The following is a 23,931-nucleotide window of genomic DNA, read 5'->3' as shown; positions in this document are numbered from 1 at the left end:
GCCGAGCTGGGCGTCAGCTGGTGCTCGGGGTGAACACGTACGGCGTGGTCGTGGTGACCGGCAGGAACCCGAGCCGCTGCAGGATCGGCGAGCTGTCGTCGGAGGCGTCGACCTGCAGGTACTTGTGCCCGAGCTCGACCGCACGAGCGGCCCGTACGGCGACCAGCGCCTTGTAGATCCCGCGGCCGCGCCACTCCGCGAGCGTCGAACCGCCCCACAGGCCGGTGAAGTCGGTGTTCGGTTTGTGCACCGCCCAGGCGGCGGAGACGACCTCGCCGGCGGCCTCCGCGACGTAGATGTCGGTCTGCCCGGCCGCGTTCCGGCTGACCAGGTCGCCGGTGAGCCAGGACCAGTCCTCGCCCCACACCGTCGTCTCCATCGCCGCGATCCGCTCGAAGTCGCTCAGCTCGGTCGTCCGGCGGATCGTCACACCGTCGACCGCTTCCCGCCCCTCCAGGCGAGCGGCGATGGTCGCGCTCTCCGCGATCACGACCGTCTCCCGCTCCTCGGGCACGAACCCGGCCTTGGTCAGCCGTTCGGGCAGGTCGGCCGGAAGATCGTGCCCGCGCGTCTTCCACTCCATCGCCTGCCCCTTGGCGGCGAAGAAGTCCCGCTGGCGGGCGATCAGCGCATCGAGCTCGGCGCCCTCGAGTCCGTCGAGAGAGCGGTAGCTCACGAAGCCCCGCGTCGGGTACTCGACCCGGGTCACCGGGCCGTCCGTCGTACTCGGAACGCCCGAGCCCTCCGCGCCACCGCGCAACTGCTCGTCGTACGCCGCCAACAGCTCGGCAATCTGCTCTTCTCGCGTCGTTTCCGTCACCGCAGGACTGTGACACGCCGCCGGGTCGTAGCGCGCCCGATTTCCCACCGACTCATCAACCACTGCCACCACCCCACCTGAACCACAGGCCCCAACCGCGCGTCCTTCGCACCCTTGTCATCACCCTGGGCGGTCTCCCGCACCTGGTCAGCCACGTTCTGTCGTGCCACCAGCAGATTCAGCGGATCCATCATCCAGCCCTCCAGCTCAGGGCGCCGTGGGGCGCCTTCACTGGTAAGTCGGAGCGGGTCGCGCGTTCATGACATCTGTCTGCTCGGTCGTCCGGACGAGCCGCCGCCCTCCTGTTCCACCACTGACGTCTTGTACGACGACTGATGCGGTACACCGCGTCAGTGGTGAAACAACGCATCAGTCAGCACCCGGACGCCCAACCACCGCCGGAGTCCTGGGTCAAGCTGCCATGGGCAACTGACATGTGGGCCCGAACCCAGGACGCGTCAGGCGCCATCCCTCGGCCCGGAAGACCGCAGTAAGGGGCACTCTGCTCGTCAGGCTGAGGCTCGTTCGACCAGGTGGGGGTCGAAGATGGTGCACTGGGGGGACTGGCCCGGGGCTTCTATTTGGGCTACCAGGAGGCGGGACATTTCCGCGGCCATTTTCTCAAGGGGTTGGGCGATGGTGGTGAGGCGTGGGACGGACGTGCTGGCGGGGGCGCTGTCGTCGAAGCCGATGACGGCTACGTCGTCGGGGACAGTGCGGCCGGCGTCTCGGAGGGCTCGGAGGGCTCCGGCTGCCATCAGGTCGTTGGCGGCGAAGACCGCGTCCAGGTCGGGGACCTTGGTGAGGAGGTCGAGCATGGCGGTTTCGCCGGAGTCCTGGGTGAAGTTGCCGTGGGCAACTGGGATGTGGGGCTGGCCGTGCCGGGCCATCGCCTGGCGGAAGCCGGTGAGGCGGTCCTGGGCGGCGGGGACGTCCGTGGGGCCGGCGATCGTGACGACCCGCCGGCAGCCGCGGGAGACGAGGCGGTCGGCGGCCAGGGAGGCGCCCACCTCGTGGGCCAGGTCGACGTAGCTGATCGGGGCGTGCAGCGCGGGCCGGGCAAACAACACCGCTGGTAGGCCCGCCTCGACGAACAGGCCTGGGAGGATGTCGTCGGCGTGCGTGGAGACGAGCAGAGCGCCGTCCGCGGCGCCCCGGCGTACGTGGTCGACCGCTTCCCGGCGGGCGGCTTCGGAGTCCGCGAGGAACAGGGTGGGGTGGATGCCCTTGGTGCGCAGGTGCTTGACCACTCCCCCGGTGATCCGGCCGAAGAACGGGTCGCCGAAGACCTCCTCGGCGGAGCCGTCGGAACCGGACAGCACGAGGGCGAGCTCGCCGGTCCGGCGCCCCGCCAGAACCCGGGCCGCGCTGTTGGGCCGGTAACCGATCTTGTCGACCGCGGCGAGAACCTTGCGCTTCAACGCGGCGTCGACCGACGCCTGGCCGTTGACGACCCGGGACACCGTCGCCCGGGAGACGCCCGCGACCTTGGCGACGTCTTCCAACGTGGGCGTCCGCGCTATCGACTTCATGGCAACGGATCGTAGCTCTGTCAACGGCCGGACCTCTGTTCCTTGTCCACAGGTACGGCGGCCCGCCAGCGCGGACCGCCGTACCTCCTCGACTCAGCGCCGGTAGACGCCGAACTCGTACAGCGAGTAGCCGAACCCGGTCCCCCGCTGGGTCCCGGTCAGCCGCACGTACCGGCCGGAGCCGGCCACGCCGAGGTCGTCGACGTCGCCGTTCCCGTCCGCCGTGGTGTAGACCTGCCGCCAGTTCGCGCCGTCGTCCGACGCCTCGACCCGGTAGGACCGCGCGAACGCGCCCTCCCAGATCAGCTGCAGGCGATCGAAGGACTGCACCGACCCCAGATCCACCTGGATCCACTGCGGATCGGCCCAGTCGCTCGCCCAGCGCGTCGTGTTGTTCCCGTCGGTCACGTTCGACGGCGGGAACGGCGCGCCGTCGCCGACCTGCTGGTACGACGACGCCGTCACCGGCTTGCCCCGAGCAACGTTCGTCCCGGTCACCGGCGGCGCGACCACCCGGAACGACCGCGTCTCGATCCCGACGTTGCCCTTGCCGTCGCGCACGTAGTCGTACAGCTTCCACACCCCGAGCCGCTGCGGAACGGTCACCGTGAACGGACCGTTGCCCGACGACGGCGTCGTCACCAGCGCCCCGTTGTTGTCGATGTACTTGCCGCCCACCTTGAATTCATGAGAGAGCGGATCGCCATCCGGATCAGTCACCGCGACGTTCACCGACAGAGTCCCACCGGCCGGTACGTCGGTCGTCCGGCTGAGATTCATCGCCGTGATCACCGGCGGCGTGTTGCCACCGCTCGGACCGCCGTACGCCTGCCGGATCGCGTAGTACGACAGCCGCTTCTCGCCGCCCGGCGCGATGTTGAACCAGACCGCGCCGAAGTCGTTCTCGTTGCCGTAGTGGAACAGCGTCGCGCCGAGCGCGACCCCGCTGTGCCCGGTGATGCAGTTCCAGGCCTGCAAGTACCCGTCGCGCTTCTGGATGTCGGTCGGCTCGTTCGGTACGCCGTTCGCATCGTTCGGAACCTCCCACTCACCAGCAGGCCCGCCCTCGGTCAGGATGTACGGCTTGTTGTAGCCGCCGTTGATCCAGTCCTGCTTGACCTGGCAGACGTTGCCGTACGAGTTGACCGCGAGCAGGTCGAGGTCGGGCGAGTACTGCTTGAAGTACGGCCAGGCGCCGGCCCACGCATCGGTCGAGGTGACCGGGTGGTTCGGGTCGATCGCGTGGATCGCCTTGGCGCCCTCGTTGACGAACTTCGCGTACTCGATCCGCTGCGTCTCCAGCTCCGCGCCGGAGTAGCAGTTCTGCAGCCCGAGCACGGACTCGTTGCCGACGTTCCACAGCAGCACGCCCGGGTGGTCCTTGTACTCGGTCGTCCAGCGCCGGATCTCGCCGAGCATGTTCTGCTTGTACGTCGTGTCGGTGACGTAGTTGACGCAGCCGCCGCTGCCGGGTCCACCACCAGGTTGGAGCCAGTAGCCGGCGATCACGCGCATCCCGTTCGCGGCCGCGGAGTCGAACAGCGGCTTGGAGCTCGCGTCCGTCCCCCAGGTGCGCACGGTGTTGACGCCGATCGACTTGAGCTGCGGGAGATGCTGCGGGGCGTCGGCCGCGGCCGGTCCCCAGGTCAGGCCCTTGACCTGCCAGGGCGCGCCGTTCACCAGCAGCTGCCAGTTGCCCTGACTACCGGCGACCTGGACGGTCCCGTTGCCCTGCGGCGGTCCGCCGGTGCCGGGCGTCCCGTGCACCTCGAACTCCCAGAGCGAGTAGCCGTAGCCGCCGACGCGCTGGGTGCCGGTCAGGCGGACGTACCGGCCGGAGCCGTTGACGGTGAGCGAATCGGTGCCGCCGTCGCCGGCGGCAGTGCTGTACAGCGGCCGCCAGTTCTGGGCGTTGTCGGAGACCTCGACCTTGTACGCCGTCGCGTACGCGGACTCCCACCGCAGCACGACCTGGCTGACGGTCGCGGCCGAACCGAGGTCGACCTGCAGCCACTGCGGGTCGCTGAAGACGCTGGACCAGCGGGTGTTCAGGTCGCCGTCGACGGCGGCGGACGCCGGCGTACCGGCTCCTTCGGACGAGGACGCGGTGACCGGGCGCCCTTGGGACAGCAGAGTTGCCGCTTGCGCGGGCACGGCCTGCAGTACGGCGTTGCCGAGCAGCAAGGTAGCTGCCGCGAGGGTTGCCGCGAGCAAGGACCGCACACGTCGTCGCGGTGGGGTGGGCGAAATCATCGGGTGGTGCTCCTTCGCTGTGTGCGTGAGGGCGGGACAGCACAGCGACCGGGACCCGGCCCACACAGCCGGGGAACGGTGCGCGAGAGTCAGAGAGCGCTCTCTCGCGAACTGATCGTGGAGCCGATCCGGCGGCTTGTCAACGGCTCGTTCACGCTCAGCCGGTTCCGGAACCGGGCAGCTCTTGACAGCGCGCACGGTCGGATCGACGCTGTTCCAGAGAGCGCTCTCCCGCGATTCCCAGACCGCGGGCCGCGTAGTACCCAGTTCCTGCCCACCGCCCCGCGGAGTCCCCCGACAGGAGGAGATCCGTGTTCAGCAGAAGGAAGAAGATCCTGTTCGCCGGCGGCACCGCCGCCCTGACCCTCAGCGCTGTCCTCACCGCCGTCGCCGGCAACCAGGCGCAGGCCGACGACCTGGTCACCCACCACGAGTTCCAGGTCAACTGCACGGTCAACCACCGTGCCAACGACGACCCCATCGTGTTCCCGAACATGCCCGGCGCGTCCCACGAGCACAGCTTCGTCGGCAACAAGACGACGAACGCGGCCACCACGCTCGACAGCCTCAACGCGCCCGGCCCGTACTCGACCACCTGCCTGAACCCCGACGACCTGTCGGCGTACTGGTGGCCGACGATGTTCCGCGGGGCCGGCACCAGCCAGCCCGTGCAGCAGACCTGGCACCAGACCATCTACTACAAGTCGGGCATCCTCGACTACGCAGCCGTCCGGCCGTTCCCGCCGGGTCTTCGGTACGTCGTCGGCAGCCCGTCCGCCACACTCGACCAGTTCCGGACCTCACCGGGCGCCGTCGAGGGCTGGGAGTGCGGTGACAGCACGCACAACTGGGACTTCCCGTCGAACTGTCCCGCGGGGACCCAGCTCAACATCCGCTACCAGGCTCCGAGCTGCTGGAACGGGCGTGACCTGGACACCCCGGACCACAAGAGCCACATGGCGTACCCGGTGAACGGTTCCTGCCCGTCCAGTCACCCCAACCCGGTCCCGATGCTGGAGTTCAAGATCGCGTTCCCCGCCGACGGGAACGTCACCGACGTCCGGCTGGCGAGCGGACGTGGGTACACCTGGCACTACGACTTCTTCAACGCCTGGGACGTCCCAACGCTGGCGGCCCTGGTGAACCACTGCATCAACGGTGGTCTGCAGTGCAACTCGAGGGGCTTCGACCTCTACAAGCCCAACCGTGGGCAGGTCCTCGGCGACAACTACCGGTTGCCCGGACGCCCCTAGAACACCTGTGGTGCCGGGTCAGGGCAGGGCCCGGCACCACAGGAACCCAGGTGCTAGGAGGAGAAGGCCGCGTCGAACGACGCGGTCGGCGGGTCGAAGGCCAGGCCCTTCACGAACTGCAGAGCCTCGGCGGCGCCGACCAGGCGGTCCATGCCCGCGTCCTCCCACTCGACCGAGATCGGCCCGGCGTACCCGATCGTGTTGAGCATCCGGAAGCACGCCTCCCACGGGACGTCGCCGTGCCCGGTGGAGACGAAGTCCCAGCCGCGCCGCGGGTCGCCCCAGGCCAGGTGCGACCCCATCCGGCCGTTGCGGCCGTTGCCGACCTGGCGCTTCGCGTCCTTGCAGTCGACGTGGTAGATCCGGTCCTTGAAGTCCCACAGGAAGCCGACCGGGTCGAGGTCCTGCCAGACGAAGTGGCTCGGGTCCCAGTTCAGGCCGAACGCCTCACGGTGGCCGATCGCCTCCAGCGCGCGGGTGGTCGACCAGTAGTCGTAGGCGATCTCCGACGGGTGCACCTCGTGCGCGAACTTCACGCCGGCCTCGTCGAAGACGTCCAGGATCGGGTTCCAGCGGTCGGCGAAGTCGGCGTACCCAGCGTCGATCATCGACTGCGGGACCGGCGGGAACATCGCGACGGTCTTCCAGATCGCCGAGCCGGTGAAGCCGACCACGACGTCGACACCGAGCCGCCGGGCGGCGCGCGCGGTGACGCCCATCTCCTCGGCCGCGCGCTGCCGCACGCCCTCGGGATCGCCGTCGCCCCAGATGTGCGCGGGCAGGATCGCCTGGTGCCGCTGGTCGATCGGGTCGTCGCAGACCGCCTGGCCGAGCAGGTGGTTGGAGATCGTCCAGACCTTCAGGTTGTGCTTCTCGAGGATGTCGAGCCGGTTCTGGACGTACGCGTCGTCCTCGGCGGCCTTCCGTACGTCGAGGTGGTCACCCCAGCAGGCGATCTCCAGGCCGTCGTAGCCCCACTCCGACGCCAGCCGGGCCACCTCCTCGAACGGCAGGTCGGCCCACTGGCCGGTGAACAGGGTGATCGGTCGTGCCATCGCTTTCTGCTCCTTCGTCGATCGGTACGGTGGTCGGGCTGGGGCGGGTGATCAGGGGGTGTCCCCGGCGCACGGCCGGAGCGCCTGGCCGGGCGCCGGGGACGAGGACCACTGGGCGGTCCCCCGGCGCTGTGCGAAACCGCTCTCCCGGGCGTCCGGGTGGGGCCGAACCACCTGGGCGTTCGGGAGCTCCTGCACGCCTCTCCGCGTCGGACAGGGTGCGGTCTCGCACAGCGACGTGTTCATCGGGTCAGATCTTCTTCCTCAAGTCCTGCCCGACAGCTGTCAGCAGGGTCCGGGCGGGAACGTCCCGCACCGTCTTCGCCTGCTTGAGATACAGGTCCAGCGCGACGGTCGCGACGATCTTGAGACCCTTGCGCTGCGCCTGCTCGGCCAGCGCGAGCTGCACCTTCATCACTGTGGACGTTGCCAGCGGCAACGTCTTGGCGACCCGGTACCGCTCGACCAGCTTCTGGGCTTCGGCGTACGACGCCACCACGGTGAACGGCACCTTGGTGATCGAGGTGTTGCCGGCCTTGTCCGTGGCCGTGGCTGCGAGCTCGTGCGCACCGAGCCCGAGCGCGGCCCCGTCCAGCTTGCCGCCGGCCGGGAGCGCCTTCCCGTCGACCTTCAGCGTCACCCCGGCGAGCCCGGAGAGCGCGTCCTGAGCCGTCGCCGACACCACGACCGGCGACGCGACGCCGAGCTTGCCACCGGACGCGAGCCCGGTGACCGTCGACTTCGGAGCCGTCCGGTCGACCTTGACGGTCACCGACTCCGGCGCCGACACGTTGCCCGCGGTGTCCGACGCCCGGACCTGGAGCGTGTGCGTCCCGTCGGTCCCGAAGCTGACCGGAGTCGTGTACTCCGACCAGTCCCCGTCGCCGACCTTCTGCTCCAGGTAGACCTGTCCCGGCTGGTTGTCGGTCGCCATCGCCGTCGCGACGACCGCGTCGGTCCACCAGCCGTTCAGACCGGACGGCGCCGACGGGTTCAGCGACAGGCTGACCTGCGGAGCGACCGTGTCCCGGACGATCTTGAAGTAGTCGAACTTCGCCGTCTTCGACGCGGTCTGGTCGACCCCGAAGGCGTAGATGCCGAAGCTCGCCGACGCGAGCGCCGGGTTCGTCACCGCCGGCAGCGCGGTCCACTCCAGACCGTCCGCGCTGTACGACCCGGTGAAGGTCGTCCCGCTCTTGGCCAGCCGCAGGTGCCAGACTCCCTGCGTCGGCGCCGGAGCGTTCGGCTGCGGCGACACGACCGCGTTGTTCACCTCGCTGCGCAGCTCGATCCCGCGCGACACCGCGGAGCCCGAAGCGTTGCTGGTGAGGTAGTCCAGCTTCACGTAGTTCGCGTCGTCGCCGTACACCATCAGCCCACCCTGCTGGTAGGCCTCGTTGAACGCCGTGCCGTCCACCTTGGTCTCGATCGTCCAGTCACCGTCGGGAGCCGGCTGCAGCAGCAGGTTCTTCGGGTTCGTGGCCGTGCCCTGGTAGATGTCGCCGTTGCTGGTGTCGATCTCGACCGCGCCACCGGTCACCCGGTACGCCGCCGGGTCGGGCCGCACGATCGCGGACCAGCGGCACGCGTCCAGCGCCGTACCGGTGAACTCGTCGTCCGGGGTCGGGACCTCGGCCGTGTCGTCCGGCGTGATGCTGAAGTAGTCGAACTGTGCCGCCAGCGGCAGCGCCTCGGTCCGGTTGGCCAGGCCGAACAGCCCGATCCGGGGGTTGCTGATCCCGGCCAGCTGCTTGGTCTCCGGCATCTCGGTGAAGGTCGCGCCGTCCGCGCTGTACGCCGCCTTCAGGCTCGCGCCGTCACTGGTGAACCGCACCCAGACCGTGTCCGGGTACTCCGCGCCGAGGTTGGCCGTGTTGGAGGCTTCCACCTCGTTCGGCATCCCGGCTTCCTCGCGGATGAACTGGAAGATCCGGTCCGCCGCCGAGGCGGCACCGGTCGACCGGCCCTGCAGCACCATCTTGGCGTAGTTGTCGTCGTCGCCGTACACGATCAGCCCGGCCTGCTGGTAGGCGAGACGGGCCGGCATCGTCAGCTTGGCGGTCGCCTGCCACGCTCCGGCGGGCAACGGCTGCAGCACGATGTTCGGCGTACCGGTGTTGCCGGTGCCGTAGATGTCGGTCGCCGTCAACGGCAGCACCAGGTTGCCACCGGCAACCGACAGCTCCTGGTTGCCACGGACAACTTCACTCCATCGACCGGTGTCGAGGGTCGTCCCCTCGAACCCGTCCGAACGCCCGGTCAGGCACGTCGGCGGTGCCGGTGTGTCGACCTTGATCGCGATCTTCGCGGTGCCCTTGGCGCCACGCGAGTCGGTCACCGTGACGGTCGCCGTGTGCGTCCCGGCGGCCGTGTAGGTGTGACTCGGCGAAGCACCCGTGCCCGTCGCGCCGTCGCCGAAGCTCCACGCGTACGCCAGCGGAACGTCACCCTCGGGATCGGTCGCCGCCGAGGTGAAGTCCACCTTCAGCGGAGCCTTGCCCTGGACCACCGAGGCAGTCGCCGTCACGGCCGGCCGCTGGTTGTCGGTGACCCCCTTGCCGATGAACTTCACCCAGTTGGCGTTCAGCTGACCCGTCGTCTTGACGAAGTACAGCGGACCGCTGGTCAGCGAGGCACCGCTGACCGCCGCCGAGAAGTTCCCGTACGTCTGCCAGGCACCCGTCGGCGTCACCTGGATCGTCGCGACGATCGCGCCGTCGGTCGGTGACCCCTGCCGGACCTCGACGGTCGCGCCCGCGTCCGGCGAGGCCGCCCGCAGCTCGATCCGGTCGATCCCGGTCAGGTTGGTCGGCTTCCAGCCCCACCAGTCGCCGTCCTCGATGAACCCGATGTTCTTCCCGCCACCGGCGACGTCACCGGTGTCCTCGACCTGTACGCCGGGCGCCTCGCCCGGTCCACCGGTCTCGTTGAAGTACTCCGCCTCGCGGGTCTTCGGCTGCAGCTGCACGACCTTCTCGGTGGTGATCGCACCGGTGCCGGGAGCACCCTTGTCGGTGTACTTCACCGTCACGATGCCGAAGATGTTCGCGCCGACGTGCCCCTCGTCACCAGGAAGCGGGAACGTCCCCTCGCAGCCGTGATACTGCTCGTATCCGTGCGCGTGCTCGTCGTGGCCCAGGGCAGGCTGCGTGATCACGTCCTGGCAGTCCACCGTCCCGTCCTCGGGATCGGTGACGGTCACCTTGTACTTGATCGTGTCGCCGAAGTCGAAGAACCCGCCGTCGACCGGCGCCTCGATCGAGATCGTCGGTGCGGTGTTGCCCGAGGTGATCGAGCGGTTCGACACCGCCGTCCGGCCGTCGCTGTCGGTCACGGTCAACCGGGCCGTGAAGACGCCGGCCGTCGTGTAGGTGTGGGTCGGCTTGGCCTCGGTCGAGTCCGTCGTCCCGTTGCCGTCGAAGTCCCACGCCAGCGTGATCGGCTGCCCGTCGGGATCACGCGATCCCGTGCTGTCGAAGGCGACCGTCAACGGTGCCGGGCCGGACGTCTTGTCCGTGGTGAACTGCGCGATCGGTGCCCGGTTGCCCTGCACGTAGTCGACGCGGTAGACGCCGGAGTCGGCGTTGTTGCCGCCGAATCCGCTGCCCCACTCGATCACGTACAACGCGCCGTCCGGGCCGAACTGCAACGCGTGCGGCCGAATGAAGTCCAGCTTCCCGAGCATCCGGGACACGTCGGCGACCTTGGACCGGTCGTCGTCGAGCTGCACCGAGAACAGCCGGCTGTCGTTCCAGTCGGCGAAGATCGCCTTGCCGTCGAAGTACTGCGGCCACTTGCGGTCGGAGTCGCTGTCCGGGTCGAACTGGTACGCACCACTGGTCATCGGCGCGCCACTGCCACCGATCTCCGGTACGCCGGTCGTCGACTTGCCCATCCACAGGCCGGCGGGGATCGCCGCCGGCAGTTGGGTGATGCCGGTGTTGTTCGGCGAGTTGTTCACCGGTGCCGCGCAGTTGAACGTCGCGCCGGAGGTCCCGGTGGCGAAGTCGTGGTCGTTGTACGGCGTGTTGTTGCCGACGCAGTACGGCCAGCCGTAGAAGCCCGGCTTGTCCAGGACGTCCCACTCGACCCGGCCGTCCGGGCCGCGGGTCGGCGAGACCTGCCCGGCGTCCGGACCGTAGTCGGCGACGAACAGGTGGTTGGTGGTCGGGTCGATGCCGATCCGGAACGGGTTGCGGAAGCCCATCGCGTAGATCTCGGGCCGGGTCTTCTCGGTTCCGGCCGGGAACATGTTGCCGGCCGGAACCGTGTAGGAACCGTCGGCCTCGATGTGGATCCGGAGCACCTTGCCGTTGAAGTTGTTGCTGTTGGCGGCGCTGCGCTGGGAGTCCCACGCGGAGCGGCCGGCCCGCTCGTCGATCGGCGAGTAGCCGTCGGAGTCGAACGGGTTGCTGTTGTCGCCGGTCGCGATGAACAGGTTGCCGTTGTTGTCGAACTCGAGCGCACCACCGGCGTGACAGCACTGGTCCCGTTGGGTGTCGATACGGATGACCTGTTTCTCACTGGCCAGGTCGAGCGTGTCGCCGTTCACCTTGAACCTCGACACCCGGTCGAAGGCCTCGGCCCCCGCTGGTGAGTAGTACAGGTAGACGAAGCCGTTGGTGTCGAAGGCCGGGTCGAGCGCGATGCCGAGCAGGCCGAACTCCTGACCGGTGTAGACGTTCAGGGTGCCCGCGGTGACCACGCTGCCGTCGGTCTTGACGATCTTCACGGCACCGTTGCGGTCGATGTAGAAGACCCGGCCGTCCTTGGCGATGGTCAGTTCCATCGGGTTGGAGGTGTCGTCGTCGAGGGCGACCTTCTGGTAGCTGTCGCTCAGCGACGCGCCGCAGTCGGCCGGCAGCACGCCCGCCGCGGTCTTGATGCCGCCGAGCAGGTGCTCGCGAAAGACCGGGTCGGCGTACGACTCGATGGTGTGGCCCATGCCGGTGTACCAAGCCCGGCCGCCGTCGTAGTCCTGGCACCACGCGATCGGGTGCTCGGGGCCCATGTTGCCACCGGTGTACGACGTCTCGTCGAGCGAGGCGAGCACGTGCACGGTGTCGCGCGGGTTCGTCCGGTAGTTGTACCACTCGTCGGTACGATTCCAGGTGGTCGGTGCGCCCGCCGTCGATGGGTGCGCTTTGTCCTCGACCTTGACGTCGGCGTTCGGCGTACCGGCCGGGTGGCTGTCGAAGTACGAGCCGACGAGCTTGCCGTACCAGGGCCACTCGTACTCGGTGTCCGAGGCCGCGTGCACGCCGGCGTACCCGCCGCCGCCCTGGACGTAACGCTCGAACGCCGCCTGCTGGTCGGCGTTCAGCACGTCACCGGTGGTCGACATCCAGATGACCACCTCGTACTTGGCCAGCTCGGTGTCGTTGAACATCGCCGCGTCCTCGGTCGCGGTGACGGTGAAGTTGTTGCCGGCCGCCAGGTCCTTCACGGCCTGGATCCCGGCCGGGATCGAGTCGTGCCGGAACCCGGCGGTCTTGCTGAAGATCAGGGCGTTGAACGTCTCGTCCCCGTGGCCCGGGTGGGCGCGCGCGGGCAAGGCGCTGAGCGGGATCGCCAAGGCGGCGATCAGCGCCAGCAGCACGGCACGGACAACCGTGCCGTGCAGGCGCCTGCGTAGCTGGTGCATGAGGTGCTCCTTATGGGTCGGATAAGGTGCGCGCTCCATCAAGTGCCTTGGATCGGGGTCCGATCCGAGTCACCCAGTTCCGGGGCGGGTCCCCGGGCGTCGGCCCTGGTGTTGCGGTTCAGCTACTGCGGGACGTGCGTCTTGTGGGTCAGCGGACTCCGAGCAGGTGGTCCATCGCCAGCTGGTCGAGCTTCTCGAAGCCCAGGCCGCGAGCGGCCAGAGCCTCCGGGTCGTACGTCGCCTTGCGCAGCTCGTCGAGGGACTCGCCCGCGCCGAGCGTCGGCTGGGACAGGTCCGCGACCCGGGCGACGGCCAGGGCTTCCTGGACCTCCGGGTCGGCCCGGAACGCGGCCACCTTCTCGCGGAGGATCAGGTAGTTGCGCATACAGCCGCGCGCGGTCTCCCAGACGCCTTCCAGGTCCTCGGTGCGCGGCGGCTTGTAGTCGAAGTGCACGTAGCCGTCGTACCCGGGCTGCCCTTCCGCGCCCTGCAGGACGTCGACGGTCCAGAACGCCTCGCGCAGGTTGCCGGCGCCGAAGCGCAGGTCCTGGTCGAACCGCGGACCGTGCTGCCCGTTCAGGTCGATGTGGAACAGCTTGCCGTGCCACAGCGCCTGGGCGATGCCGTGCGCGTAGTTCAGGCCGGCCATCTGCTCGTGCCCGACCTCGGGGTTGATGCCGACCAGCTCGGGGTGCTCGAGATCGTTGATGAACGCGATCGCGTGCCCGATCGTCGGCAGCAGGATGTCGCCGCGCGGCTCGTTCGGCTTCGGCTCCAGCGCGAACCGCAGGTCGTAGCCCTGGTCACGCACGTACGACGTGAGCAGGTCCATCGACTCCTTGTACCGGTCCATCGCGGACCGGACGTCCTTCGAGCCGCCGGACTCCGCACCTTCGCGGCCGCCCCACAGCACGTACGTCGTGGCGCCGAGCTCGGCGGCCAGGTCGACGTTGCGCAGGATCTTGGCCAGCGCGTACCGCCGCACGTCACGGTCGTTGGCGGTCAGGCCGCCGTCCTTGAAGACCGGATGGGCGAACAGGTTCGTGGTGGCCATCTCGACGACCAGGCCGGTGTCGGCCAGTGCCTTGCCGAACCGGGCGAGCACCGCCTGGCGCTGCGCGTCGTCCGGGACCAGGTCGTCGTCGTGGAAGGAGACGGCGGCCGCGCCGAGCTCGGCCAGCTTCTCGACCGCGAGCACCGGGTCGAGCGGCGCGCGCACCGCCGTACCGAAGACGTCGACTCCTTCCCAGCCCACCGTCCACAGACCGAACGAGAACTTGTCGGCCTTGCTGGGGGTATACGCGTTCATGCGGGAATCTCCTGCCATTGTCGGGAGGCCGAGCTGTCTTCCACGGCCGCGAGGACACGCTGGACCTGGAGGCCGTCGGCGAACGACGGCTCCGGGTCCTTGCCCTCGGCAATCGCCGTGACCAGGTCGACCACTTGGTGGGTGAAGCCGTGCTCGTAGCCGAGCAGGTGACCGGGCGGCCACCAGGCGGCGACGTACGGGTGCACGGGCTCGGTCGCGAGGATGCGGCGGAAACCGGCGGTCTCGGCATCCTCGGTCGCGTCGTAGTAGTGGAGGACGTTCATGTCCTCGAAGTCGAAGGCCAGACTGCCCGACGACCCGTTGATCTCGATCCGGATCGCGTTCTTGCGGCCGGTGGCGAACCGGGTCGCCTCGAAGACACCGAGCGCCCCGCCGCGGAAGTTCGCGATGAACACCGCCGCGTCGTCCACGGTGACCGGTCCGCGCTCGGCGCTCGCCGTACCGGACAGACCGCTGTGCGCCTCGGCCTTCGGGCGCTCCTTGACGAACGTCTCCAGCCGGCCGCTGACCTCGGCGATCCGGTCGCCGGTGATGAACTGGGTCAGGTCGACGATGTGCGCGCCGATGTCACCGAGCGCGCCGGAGCCGGCCTTCTCCTTGTCGAGGCGCCACGACAACGGCGCCTCGGGATCGGCGATCCAGTCCTGCAGGTACTGCGCCCGGACGTGCCGGACCGTGCCGAGCTTGCCCTCGGCCACGAGTTTGCGGGCCAGCGCGATCGCCGGGACCCGCCGGTAGGTGAACCCGACCATCGACCTGATCCCACTGGCCGCCGCCTTCTCGGCCGCGGCGGCCATCGCCTCGGCTTCCGCGACGGTGTTGGCCAGGGGCTTCTCGCACAGCACGTGCTTGCCGGCCTCGAGCGCGGCGATCGCGATCTCGGCGTGGCTGTCGCCCGGCGTACAGACGTCGACCAGCTGGACGTCGTCACGCTGCAGCAGAGTGCGCCAGTCGGTCTCGGTCGTGCTCCAGCCGAGCTTGCCTGCGGCCGCCTGCACCGCTTCGGCGTTGCGGCCGCACAGGACGTTGAGGTCCGGGTGCAGCGGCAGGTCGAAGAAGCGCGGTGCGTTGCGCCAGGCCTGCGAGTGGGCGGCCCCCATGAAGGCGTAGCCGATCAGGCCGATGCCCAGGTTCGTCATACCGTGTGTTCCCTTTCTCAGCTCTCGAAGGCGGACGGCAGGTACTGGTCCACGTTGTCCTTGGTGACGACCGGCGCGTACAGCTGGACGGTGCGCGGGACCTCGACCTCGACCAGGTCACCGAGCGACTTCTTCTGCACCAGCAGGCGAGCCAGCCGGACGCCGTCGGCGCCCTGGGTGGACGGGTAGATGACGGTCGCCCGCATCACCGTGTTGCCGGCCTTGATGTCGCGCATCACGTTCGCCGAGCCGGCGCCGCCGACCATGAAGAACTCCTTACGGCCGGAGTTCTTGATCGCGGCCAGCACGCCGACGCCCTGGTCGTCGTCGTGGTTCCAGATCGCGTCGATCTTCGGCGCGGCCTGGAGCAGGTTCGCGGCGGCCTTCTCACCGGACTCGACGGTGAACTCGGCCGGGACGCGGTTGCTGACCTTCAGGCCGCAGTCCGCGAGCGCCTCCTTGAAGCCCTGGCTGCGCGCCTGGGTCAGCGGCAGCGAGTCGATGCCGGCGATCTCGGCGACCACCGCGTCGGGCTTGCCCTTCAGCTCCTGGCAGATGTACGTGCCGGCCGAGACGCCCATGCCCTTGTTGTCACCGAGCACGGTGGTCCGGGCGGCGAACGTGGTGCCGAACTCGCGGTCGACGTTGACCACGGTGATACCGGCGTCCATCGCCTTGGTCGCGACCGCGGTCAGCGCGGCGCCGTCGAACGGCAGCAGCACGATCGCGTCGACCTTCTGGTTGATGAAGGTCTCCACCTGGCTGATCTGCAGGTTCACGTCGTTGGTGCCCTCGGCCACGATCAGCTCGACGTCGGAGAACTTCTTCGCCTCGGCCTGGGTGGCCTTGGTGATCGCGCCCATCCAGCCGTGGTCGGCGGCCGGCGCGGAGAAGCCGATCTTGACCTTCTTGCCCGGTTCGTCGTTCTTGCCACCGGCGACCGCCTGGGTGGCACCGGTGTCGGAGGTCTTCTCGGCCTCCGGGGTGTTGCTGGTGCAGGCGATCAGCGCCAGCGAGCTCAGGCCGGCGATACCGGCAACCTTCAGGAACCGCGCGGGTCGTGCGGACATCATCGTCCTCCAATGTGCGAACTGCTCTACAGGGGTTACGAAACTCATGGGGTGGTGGCGCGGGCGGCCAGGCGCTGCTGGAGGAGGACCGCGATCACGATGATCAGGCCCTTCGCCACCGACTGCGCGGAGATGCTCAGGTTGTTCAGGGTGAAGACGTTGTTCAGCGTCGTGAAGATCAGGACGCCGAACACGGTGCCGACGATCGTGCCGCGGCCACCGGACAGCAGGGTGCCGCCGATCACCACCGCCGCGATCGCGTCCAGCTCGTACAGCTGGCCGTGGGTCGAGCTGCCGGTCGTCGTACGGGCCATCAGCATGACGGCGGCGATGCCGCAGCACAGGCCCGCGAGGACGTAGAGGGCAACGGTGTGACGCTGGACCTTGATGCCCGCCAGGCGGGCGGCCTCGGCGTTGCCGCCGACAGCGAACGTCCGGCGGCCGAACGTGGTCCGGTTGAGCAGCACCCAGCCGAGCGCGGCGACGATCACGAACATCCACACCAGCACCGGGACGCCGAGGAACGAGCCGCCGAAGAGGTCCAGGAACGGGTTGACGGTGATGATCTGGGTCTTGCGGTCGGAGATGATCTCGGCCAGACCGCGCGCTCCGGCCAGCATCGCCAGCGTCGCGATGAACGGCACGATCTTGCCGTAGGCAACGAGCAGGCCGTTGACCAGGCCGCAGGCGGCACCGACCAGGAGCGCCGTCGAGACCATGAAGATCACGCCGTAGTCGGCGGCCATCTGCTGGGTGGCCAGGGTGGTCGCCCAGACCGAGGCCAGCGCGAGCATCGCGCCGACCGACAGGTCGATACCGCCGCCGGTGATGACGAAGGTCATGCCGATGCTGACCACACCGACCACCGCGGCCAGCCGCAGGATCGTGAGCACGTTGGCTCCGGTGGCGAAGGTGTCGCCGGCGGTGGCGACGCCGACGATGCACAGCAGCACCAGAGCGACGACCAGGCCGACGTTGCGGCCCATGCCCGAGCGCAGGACGCTCGCCGCTCCCCCGCCGTTGCGGGGCGCGCCGGGCTGGCGGGTGGTGGACTGGGTGGACGCGGTGGTCTCGACCCCTCCCGTCGGCACGGTGTCCTGCATCTTCTCTCCTGTTGCCTTGTCCGGTCGTGCGACTTCCTCACTCATCACACGGCACTTCCTTCCATCACCAGGTCCAGTACCTGGTGCTCGTCGATGTCTTGCGCGGGCCCGGTGTGCACGGCCCGCCCCTCCCGCATCACCACGACCCGGTCGGCCAGACCGAGCACCTCCTCGACCTCGCTGGAGACCAGCACGATCGCGACCCCGCTCGCGGCCAGCTTGCGCACCAGGGCGTAGATCTCCGACCGCGCGCCGACGTCGACCCCGCGGGTCGGCTCGTCGAGCAGCAGCACCCGGCAGTCGCGCAACAGCCAGCGGGCCAGGACGACCTTCTGCTGGTTGCCGCCGGACAGGTTGCGGACCGGGTGCTCGACGCCGGGCGGCCGTACGTCGAGCGCCTTGGTCAACTCCTCGGCCGCCTTCTTCTCGGCGTGCCCGTTGAGGAACCCGCCACTGGCGAACCGCTGCATGGTGGAGACCGTGATGTTCTTGTAGACCGCCTCGTCGAGCAGCAGCGCCTGGCTCTTGCGCTCCTCGGGCGCCAGTCCGACACCGGCCTTGACCGCCGCCTGGACCCGGCCCGGGCGCAGCGTGACGCCGTCGACGCGGACCTCACCGGTGGCGGCCTTGCGAGCGCCGTACACGGTCTCCAGTACTTCGGAACGGCCCGATCCGACCAGCCCGGCGAAGCCGAGGATCTCGCCGGCCTTGACCTCGAAGCCGATGTCCTCGAACTCGCGCGGCCTCGACAGACCGGTCACCTCGAGCACGGTCTGCGCGTCCTTGGCGAGCTCGGCGCGGGGCGGGAAGACGTACTCGATCGAGCGGCCGGTCATCAGGCGGATCAGCTCGGACGTCGGCGTCTCGCGCGCGTCCAGGCCGGTGGCGACGGTGGCGCCGTCCTTGAGCACGGTGACCCGGTCGCCGATCTCGCGGATCTCCTCCAGCCGGTGCGAGATGTAGATGACCGCGACGCCGCGCGACGTCAGGTCGCGGATCACGCGGAACAGGTTGCCGACCTCTTCGGAGTCGAGCACCGCGGACGGCTCGTCCATCACGATCAGCTGGGCGTCACGGGACAGCGCCCTGGCCATGCTGACGACCTGCTGGCCGGCGGCCGGGAGCAGTCCGACCGTACGGCCGACCGGGATCTCGCCGTGACCGAGCCCCTTGAGCAGCTCGCGCGCTTTGGTGTTGGTCTCGTGCCGCCGGGTCAGCCCGAACCGGGCCGGCTCGTGGCCGAGGAACACGTTCTCGGCGACGGTCAGGTCGGGCACCAGGTCGAGCTCCTGGTAGATCGCGGCGATGCCGAGATCGATCGCGGCGGTCGGGCTGTTCAGCGCGACCTCGTTGCCATTGACAACGATCGTGCCTTCGTCCGGCTGGTGCGCGCCGGTCAGCACGCGGATCAGCGTCGACTTGCCGGCGCCGTTCTGGCCGAGCAGGCAGTGCACCTCGCCCCGCCGTACGTCGAGATCGACGCCGTCCAGCGCCCGGACGCCGGGAAACTCCTTGACGATCCCGGTCATCCGCAACAGTTCTTCGTCAGCCACCCCTCCACCTTTCCTGCTGGTCCCGCTGTTCTGACTGCTCATTGCGCGACTCCGGTGGCGTCGCGGCCGATCAGGGTCGGGTCGAGGAACACCTGGTCGAGCGAGATCTGCGCCCCGCCGCGCACGGCCGCGGTGAAGCCGAGCTCGGACTGCACGACCCGGCAGCCGCCACCGTCGGGCGCGATCACGCGGTCGCGGATCGCGTTCTCCAGCGGTTCCTTCAGCCAGGGGCCGAGGACGGCGAAGTAGCCGCCGAGCACGAGCACGTCCGGGTTCAGGATGTTCACCAGGATCGCGCCGCCGATGCCCAGCCAGGTCCCGACGTCCGCGAGCGCGCGCAGCGTCCGCGCTCCCCCGGCCTCGGCCCTGCGGGTGATCTCGGCCAGGCGCTGCTCGACGTCCAGCGACGGGTCGCGGACCGGGTCGTCGGCGTCGGTCGCCTTGTTGAGCAACGCGGTCAGACCGACCACGGTCTCCCAGCACCCGGTGCGCCCGCAGCCGCAGATCCCCCCGGCCGGCGCGACCGGCATGTGCCCGACCTCGCCGCTGAAGCCGCGGCCGCCGCGCAGCAGGTGCCCGCCGGCGACCATGCCGCCACCGACACCGATTGCGCCGGTCAGCAGCACGATGTCCTCGACCTTGCTCCCGGCGTCCTTGCGCAGTTCCGAGTACGCCGCCAGGGCGGCCAGGTTCGCCTCGTTGTCCACGCGCACGGCGTACGCCGGACCGCCGAGCCGCTCACGCATCTCGTCGACGATCTCCAGCTCGCCCCAGCCGAGGTTCGGCGCGAGCTTGAGCGAACCGGTCGTGCTCTGCACCAGACCCGGCGCCGCCAGCGTCACCCCGGCGGTCTGACCGCCCCGCGTGTCGACCGCGGTCACGGCTTCCTGCACGAGCTCGGCCAGGTGGTCGAGCGTCGTACCGGGGTCGAGGTGGGCGACATCGAGGGGGACGCGGCGTTCGATGACGGTGTCGCCGCTGAGGTCGAGCGCGGTGACCGCGAGGTAGTCGACGTTGATCTCCGCGCCGACGCCGCAGACCGCGCTGCCGTCGAGCTCGACCAGTTGCCCAGGGCGACCGAGGGCGCCGCGCTCGGACTCGGCGCGGCCGTCCCGGAGCAGACCACGCTCGACGAGCTCGGCGACCAGGCTGGAGACGGTGGCCTTGTTCAGGCCGGTGTCGGCGGCGATCCGGGCCCGTGACTTCGGACCCGCGGAGCGGACGTGCCGGAGCACGACCGAGAGGTTGTTGCGGCGCAGCGAAACGTGGTCGGCGGCAACCACACCACCGCCCGGCCGACTGCCGTCGGTCAGCGTCACAGACCCCCACCCCTTCTCCCCCGACAGGAGAACGGCCGGCGTTGTGACGCCGGTCACAGACTTTGTCTGTTGAGCCAACAAACTAAGTACAGCGTCACGCGGCGTCAAGATGTCAGGTCCAAGAGATTTCGGTCTTGGTCTTTCATCTGATTGTTGATATTTTGCGGCCACTCTCTCCGCAGTCCTGTCCCGCCCCCACCAGGAGCCTGCACACATGGCACTCACACGACGTACCTTCCTGGCCGCTTCCGCGGCCGCAGCGGCCACCGCCACTTCGGCAGGAACCGCCCTGTCCGCCTCCGCCGGCCCGCTGGCCAGCCCGCCCGGCGACGTGGTCGGCAAGATCACCGTCGGCTACCAGGGCTGGTTCGCCTGCGCCGGCGACGGCGCCCCGATCAACGGCTGGTGGCACTGGAGCAGCAACTGGGGCCAGCCGCCCTCGCCGGGCAACAACGCCCTCGGCAGCTGGCCGGACGTCCGCGACTACACGGCGACGTACCAGACGGCGTACGCGAACCTCGGCAACGGCCAGCCCGCGAAGCTGTTCTCGTCGTACGACCAGCAGACGGTGAACACGCACTTCCAGTGGATGCAGCAGAACGGCTGCGACACCGCGGCGCTGCAGCGGTTCAACCCGTTCGGGGGCGAGGGCCCGACCCGCGACGCGATGGCGGCGAAGGTGCGCCAGGCCGCCGAGCAGTACGGGCGGAAGTTCTACATCATGTACGACGCGACCGCGTGGCAGAACATGCAGTCGGAGATGAAGCAGGACTGGATCGACAAGATGCGCGCGTACACGTCGTCACCGGCGTACGCGCGGCAGAACGGGAAGCCGGTCGTCTGCATCTGGGGCTTCGGCTTCAACGAGGCGAACAAGGCGTGGCCGGCGTCGGTCTGCCTGGACGTCGTGAACTGGTTCAAGGCGCAGGGCTGCTACGTGATCGGTGGCGTGCCGACGCACTGGCGCCGCGGCGTCGAGGACTCGCGGGCCGGGTACCTGGACGTCTACCACGCGTTCAACATGCTGTCGCCGTGGATGGTCGGCCGGATCAGCGACGTCGCGGGCGCGGATCACTACTACAACAACGTCAACCAGCAGGACCAGGCCGACTGCAACGCGTTTGGGATCGATTATCAGCCGTGCGTGATCCCGGGCGATCTGCAGTCCGGGCACCGGCGGCACGGCGACCTGATGTGGCGCCAGTTCTACAACCTGACCCGGGTCGGCGTGCAGGGCATGTACATCTCGATGTTCGACGAGTACAACGAGGGCAACCAGATCGGCAAGACCGCGGAGAGCTCGGCCTTCGTCCCCAGCGGGTCGGGGATCCGGGCGCTCGACGAGGACGGTACGGCGTGCTCCTCGGACTACTACCTGCGGCTGACCAACGACGGCGGGCGGATGTTCAAGGGGCAGATCGCCCTGACCCCGAACCGGCCGACGCAGCCGATGCCCGCGCAGGGGACGGGCGGGGTGGTGTTCTTCGAGCACGTCGACTACCTGGGCGCCGCTGGAGCTGTGCTTGCCAAGGGCAATTACACGCGCGCGCAGCTGCAGGCGGCCGGCGTCCAGGACAACTGGGCGTCGTCGGTGCGGGTCCCGTCCGGGTGGACGGTCACGGCGTACTCCGGGGACAACTTTACCGGGCAGTCGTGGACCTGGTCGGCGAACACGGCGAACTTCACGACGCTCTCGCCGAACGCGAACGACCAGCTGACGTCCTGCCGGATCACCTGAGGCCCTCTGCGGGCCTCTGAGGGCCGGGGCTCTCAGTAGCGGGTGTCGCTTGCCTCGAGCAACTGGTTCGTCGCGGTGGTGCGGCCGTCGACCGTGGCGCCGGCGAACTGGATGGTCGGGGCGAGCAGCCTGTTGTTCTCGGCGGGGAAGTTCAGCGTCGGGGCCGAGACCTCGTCCAGCGTCGCCCGCTGCTGGTCGGTGAGCGTGATCTCCAGCGCGCCGAGGTTGGTCTCGAACTGGTCCATCCGGCGGGCGCCGATCACCGTCGAGGTGACGCCGGGTCGCCCGGCCAGCCAGGAGAGCGCGATCTTGGCGGCCGTCGTACCGGCTTCGGCTGCGACGGCGTTGAGGGCGTCGATCACGACGTAGTCCGCCGCGCTCGGCGTGTTGCCGCGGGTGGTGTCGACGTCGGCGGCGCCGGTGCTGGAGTACTTGCCGGACAGGAAGCCGCCCTTGAGCGGCGACCACGGCATCACGCCCATGCCGAGCGCCGCCGCCATCGGGATCAGCTCGCCCTCGGCGGTCCGCTCGAGCAGCGAGTACTCCAGCTGGAGCGCGATGATCGGGGACCAGCCGCGCAGCCGGGCGATCGTGGCCGCCTCGGCGGTCGCCCAGGCCGGGACGTCGGAGAAGCCGACGTACCGGATCTTGCCTGCGGCAACCAGGTCGTCGAGGGCCCGCAGGGTCTCCTCGACCGGCGTGGCCGGGTCGAAGTTGTGCAGCCAGTAGAGGTCGACGTAGTCGGTCCGCAGACGGCGGAGCGAGTTCTCCAGCTGTTGCACGATCGCCTTACGGCCGGGGCCGCCGCCGTTCGGGTCCTTGGGGTACAGGTTGCCGAAGAACTTGGTCCCGAGGACGACGCGGTCCCGCAGCGACGACCGGCCGTGCAGGTGGTCGCCGATGATCTGCTCGGAGTGGCCGTTGGTGTAGAGGTTCGCGGTGTCGACCGAGTTCCCGCCGCGGTCCAGGTACGTCGCGAGGATCTTCGTGGACTCCTCGGGGCTGCTGCCCCAGCCCCAGTCGTCGCCGAAGGTCATCGTGCCCAGCGTCAGCGGGCTGACCCGCAGGCCGGAGCGGCCGAGGGTGCGGTAGGAATCGAGGGACATGGTGCGGGCCTCCAGGGGTTTTCGGGGATGCCTCCAGTGGATCGCTCCTTGGCGGCGTCTCCTAGACCGATGGGGGCGATCGGTTGCACGATCGGCTCAACTTCGGGTTGGGCCGGCGTGCTTGACTGGGAGCATGGACCAGTTGCGCGAGCTCGGCCGCCGGGTCGAGGCGCTTGCCGGAAGCAACCAGAAGCCGCGGTGGATCGGCAGTGTGCTGGTGTTCGCCTCGGGCCGGGTGACCGACCCGATGATCACGGTCTCCGAGCCGATGCTCACGCTCGTCGTCCAGGGCGTCAAACGAACGGTGCTCGGCGAGCACACCTTCGAGCACGGGCCCGGTCAGGTCGCGGTGGTGACCGTCGACCTGCCACTGACCGGGCACATCATCAAGGCACCCTTCCTCGCGCTCGGGCTGCGACTCGAACCGACGACGATCGCGCAGCTCCTCGTCGACGGCGGACCGACCACCATTCGGCCGCACGACGGGCCGGGGATGGCGGTCAGCGCCGCGGACGACCGGTTGCTCGACGCCCTGGTCCGCTTGACGCGGCTGCTGGACTCACCGCGGGACCGGCAGGTGCTGGCGGCCGGCGTACGGCGGGAGATCCACTGGTGGCTGCTGAACGGTCCGCAGGCCGCCCTGATCCGCCAGGCCGGTACGGCGGACAGCCGGCTGGCGCTGGTCGCGCGGGCGATCGCGTGGATCAGGGAGCGATCCGACCGGGTGATCCGGATCGCGGACCTGGCCTCGGACGTGGGGACCAGCGTGTCCTCGCTGAACCGGCACTTCCGGGCGGTGACGGCGATGAGCCCGCTGCAGTACCAGAAGCAGATCCGGTTGCAGAAGGCCCGGCTGGCGCTGCTGGCGGCGCCGCACGACGTGGCTTCGGTGGGGTACGCGGTCGGCTACGACAATCCGTCGCAGTTCAGCCGTGAGTACCGGCGGATGTACGGCGCCCCGCCGGGGCAGGACGCCGTACGGCTGCAGACGATGACAATCGTGCAGGAGTAGCTGT

At 69.3% G+C, this 23,931-nt stretch carries 15 protein-coding genes; 3 read left to right on the top strand and 12 right to left on the bottom strand.

Annotated elements, in window-relative coordinates; genetic code table 11:
- Positions 1–13: 13 nt before the first annotated feature.
- The 3 genes from ACLQ2O_RS10775 to ACLQ2O_RS10765 form a co-directional block, all read right to left on the bottom strand.
- The gene (locus tag ACLQ2O_RS10775; RefSeq protein ID WP_425829880.1) at positions 14–820 is read right to left on the bottom strand and encodes a GNAT family N-acetyltransferase; all 807 of its coding nucleotides are present in this window, start codon (positions 818–820) and stop codon (positions 14–16) included.
- 509 nt (positions 821–1,329) lie between these two features.
- Complete coding sequence (locus ACLQ2O_RS10770) at positions 1,330–2,352, bottom strand: LacI family DNA-binding transcriptional regulator (protein WP_425829878.1); 1,023 nt, start codon at positions 2,350–2,352, stop codon at positions 1,330–1,332.
- A 93-nt stretch (positions 2,353–2,445) separates the two neighbouring features.
- A complete protein-coding gene (locus ACLQ2O_RS10765; protein ID WP_425829876.1) occupies positions 2,446–4,605 on the bottom strand; it encodes a discoidin domain-containing protein in 2,160 nt (719 codons plus the stop codon).
- A 311-nt stretch (positions 4,606–4,916) separates the two neighbouring features.
- On the opposite strand from ACLQ2O_RS10765, the gene ACLQ2O_RS10760 reads away from it, so the two are divergent.
- A complete protein-coding gene (locus ACLQ2O_RS10760) occupies positions 4,917–5,858 on the top strand; it encodes a DUF1996 domain-containing protein (protein WP_425829874.1) in 942 nt (313 codons plus the stop codon).
- Positions 5,859–5,911: 53 nt separating this feature from the next.
- Here the strand turns inward: ACLQ2O_RS10760 and ACLQ2O_RS10755 are convergent, their stop codons facing one another.
- From ACLQ2O_RS10755 to ACLQ2O_RS10720, 8 genes are all read right to left on the bottom strand, one after another.
- Complete coding sequence (locus tag ACLQ2O_RS10755; RefSeq protein ID WP_425829872.1) at positions 5,912–6,913, bottom strand: sugar phosphate isomerase/epimerase family protein; 1,002 nt, start codon at positions 6,911–6,913, stop codon at positions 5,912–5,914.
- 250 nt (positions 6,914–7,163) lie between these two features.
- Entirely contained in the window at positions 7,164–12,557 is a 5,394-nt protein-coding gene (locus ACLQ2O_RS10750) for a ThuA domain-containing protein (RefSeq protein WP_425829870.1), read from the bottom strand.
- Positions 12,558–12,705: 148 nt separating this feature from the next.
- The gene (gene xylA / locus ACLQ2O_RS10745; RefSeq protein WP_425829868.1) at positions 12,706–13,866 is read right to left on the bottom strand and encodes a xylose isomerase; all 1,161 of its coding nucleotides are present in this window, start codon (positions 13,864–13,866) and stop codon (positions 12,706–12,708) included.
- On the bottom strand, positions 13,863–15,026 hold the full coding sequence (locus ACLQ2O_RS10740) for a Gfo/Idh/MocA family protein (protein WP_425829866.1): 1,164 nt from the start codon (positions 15,024–15,026) through the stop codon (positions 13,863–13,865). Before ACLQ2O_RS10740 ends, xylA begins: the two co-directional genes overlap by 4 nt.
- Positions 15,027–15,043: 17 nt before the next feature.
- The gene (locus ACLQ2O_RS10735) at positions 15,044–16,096 is read right to left on the bottom strand and encodes a substrate-binding domain-containing protein (RefSeq protein ID WP_425829864.1); all 1,053 of its coding nucleotides are present in this window, start codon (positions 16,094–16,096) and stop codon (positions 15,044–15,046) included.
- Positions 16,097–16,140: 44 nt separating this feature from the next.
- Positions 16,141–17,244 (bottom strand): ABC transporter permease, encoded by a 1,104-nt coding sequence (locus ACLQ2O_RS10730; RefSeq protein WP_425829862.1) that lies wholly within the window; start codon positions 17,242–17,244, stop codon positions 16,141–16,143.
- Positions 17,244–18,752, bottom strand: coding sequence for a sugar ABC transporter ATP-binding protein (locus ACLQ2O_RS10725; protein WP_425829860.1), 1,509 nt, complete (start codon positions 18,750–18,752; stop codon positions 17,244–17,246). Before ACLQ2O_RS10725 ends, ACLQ2O_RS10730 begins: the two co-directional genes overlap by 1 nt.
- Before the next feature lie 38 nt (positions 18,753–18,790).
- A complete protein-coding gene (locus ACLQ2O_RS10720; RefSeq protein WP_425829858.1) occupies positions 18,791–20,071 on the bottom strand; it encodes an ROK family protein in 1,281 nt (426 codons plus the stop codon).
- Positions 20,072–20,285: 214 nt separating this feature from the next.
- Between ACLQ2O_RS10720 and ACLQ2O_RS10715 the strand changes: the two genes are divergently transcribed.
- Positions 20,286–21,809 (top strand): lectin, encoded by a 1,524-nt coding sequence (locus ACLQ2O_RS10715; protein WP_425829856.1) that lies wholly within the window; start codon positions 20,286–20,288, stop codon positions 21,807–21,809.
- 32 nt (positions 21,810–21,841) lie between these two features.
- Here ACLQ2O_RS10715 and ACLQ2O_RS10710 read toward each other — a convergent pair whose 3' ends face one another.
- Positions 21,842–22,915, bottom strand: coding sequence for an aldo/keto reductase (locus tag ACLQ2O_RS10710; protein WP_425829854.1), 1,074 nt, complete (start codon positions 22,913–22,915; stop codon positions 21,842–21,844).
- A gap of 133 nt (positions 22,916–23,048) precedes the next feature.
- Here ACLQ2O_RS10710 and ACLQ2O_RS10705 point away from each other — a divergent pair, with 133 nt between their 5' ends.
- Positions 23,049–23,927 carry an AraC family transcriptional regulator gene (locus tag ACLQ2O_RS10705; RefSeq protein WP_425829852.1) on the top strand — a complete coding sequence of 293 codons (879 nt, stop codon included), beginning with the start codon at positions 23,049–23,051 and terminating at the stop codon, positions 23,925–23,927.
- Positions 23,928–23,931 lie beyond the last annotated feature (4 nt).

The organism is Kribbella sp. DT2, from assembly GCF_049844575.1.
GTDB lineage: Bacteria > Actinomycetota > Actinomycetes > Propionibacteriales > Kribbellaceae > Kribbella.
Note: the sequence above shows the minus strand (reverse complement) of the source record. Positions and strands in the feature narration are given on the sequence as shown.

Coding starts and splice junctions, on each gene's coding strand:
- ACLQ2O_RS10740 (WP_425829866.1), bottom strand. CDS start 15,026: ATGACGAACCTGGGCATCGGCCTGATCGGCTACGCCTTCATGGGGGCC.
- ACLQ2O_RS10765 (WP_425829876.1), bottom strand. CDS start 4,605: ATGATTTCGCCCACCCCACCGCGACGACGTGTGCGGTCCTTGCTCGCG.
- ACLQ2O_RS10705 (WP_425829852.1), top strand. CDS start 23,049: ATGGACCAGTTGCGCGAGCTCGGCCGCCGGGTCGAGGCGCTTGCCGGA.
- ACLQ2O_RS10730 (WP_425829862.1), bottom strand. CDS start 17,244: ATGAGTGAGGAAGTCGCACGACCGGACAAGGCAACAGGAGAGAAGATG.
- ACLQ2O_RS10770 (WP_425829878.1), bottom strand. CDS start 2,352: ATGAAGTCGATAGCGCGGACGCCCACGTTGGAAGACGTCGCCAAGGTC.
- xylA (WP_425829868.1), bottom strand. CDS start 13,866: ATGAACGCGTATACCCCCAGCAAGGCCGACAAGTTCTCGTTCGGTCTG.
- ACLQ2O_RS10750 (WP_425829870.1), bottom strand. CDS start 12,557: ATGCACCAGCTACGCAGGCGCCTGCACGGCACGGTTGTCCGTGCCGTG.
- ACLQ2O_RS10735 (WP_425829864.1), bottom strand. CDS start 16,096: ATGTCCGCACGACCCGCGCGGTTCCTGAAGGTTGCCGGTATCGCCGGC.
- ACLQ2O_RS10710 (WP_425829854.1), bottom strand. CDS start 22,915: ATGTCCCTCGATTCCTACCGCACCCTCGGCCGCTCCGGCCTGCGGGTC.
- ACLQ2O_RS10755 (WP_425829872.1), bottom strand. CDS start 6,913: ATGGCACGACCGATCACCCTGTTCACCGGCCAGTGGGCCGACCTGCCG.
- ACLQ2O_RS10715 (WP_425829856.1), top strand. CDS start 20,286: ATGGCACTCACACGACGTACCTTCCTGGCCGCTTCCGCGGCCGCAGCG.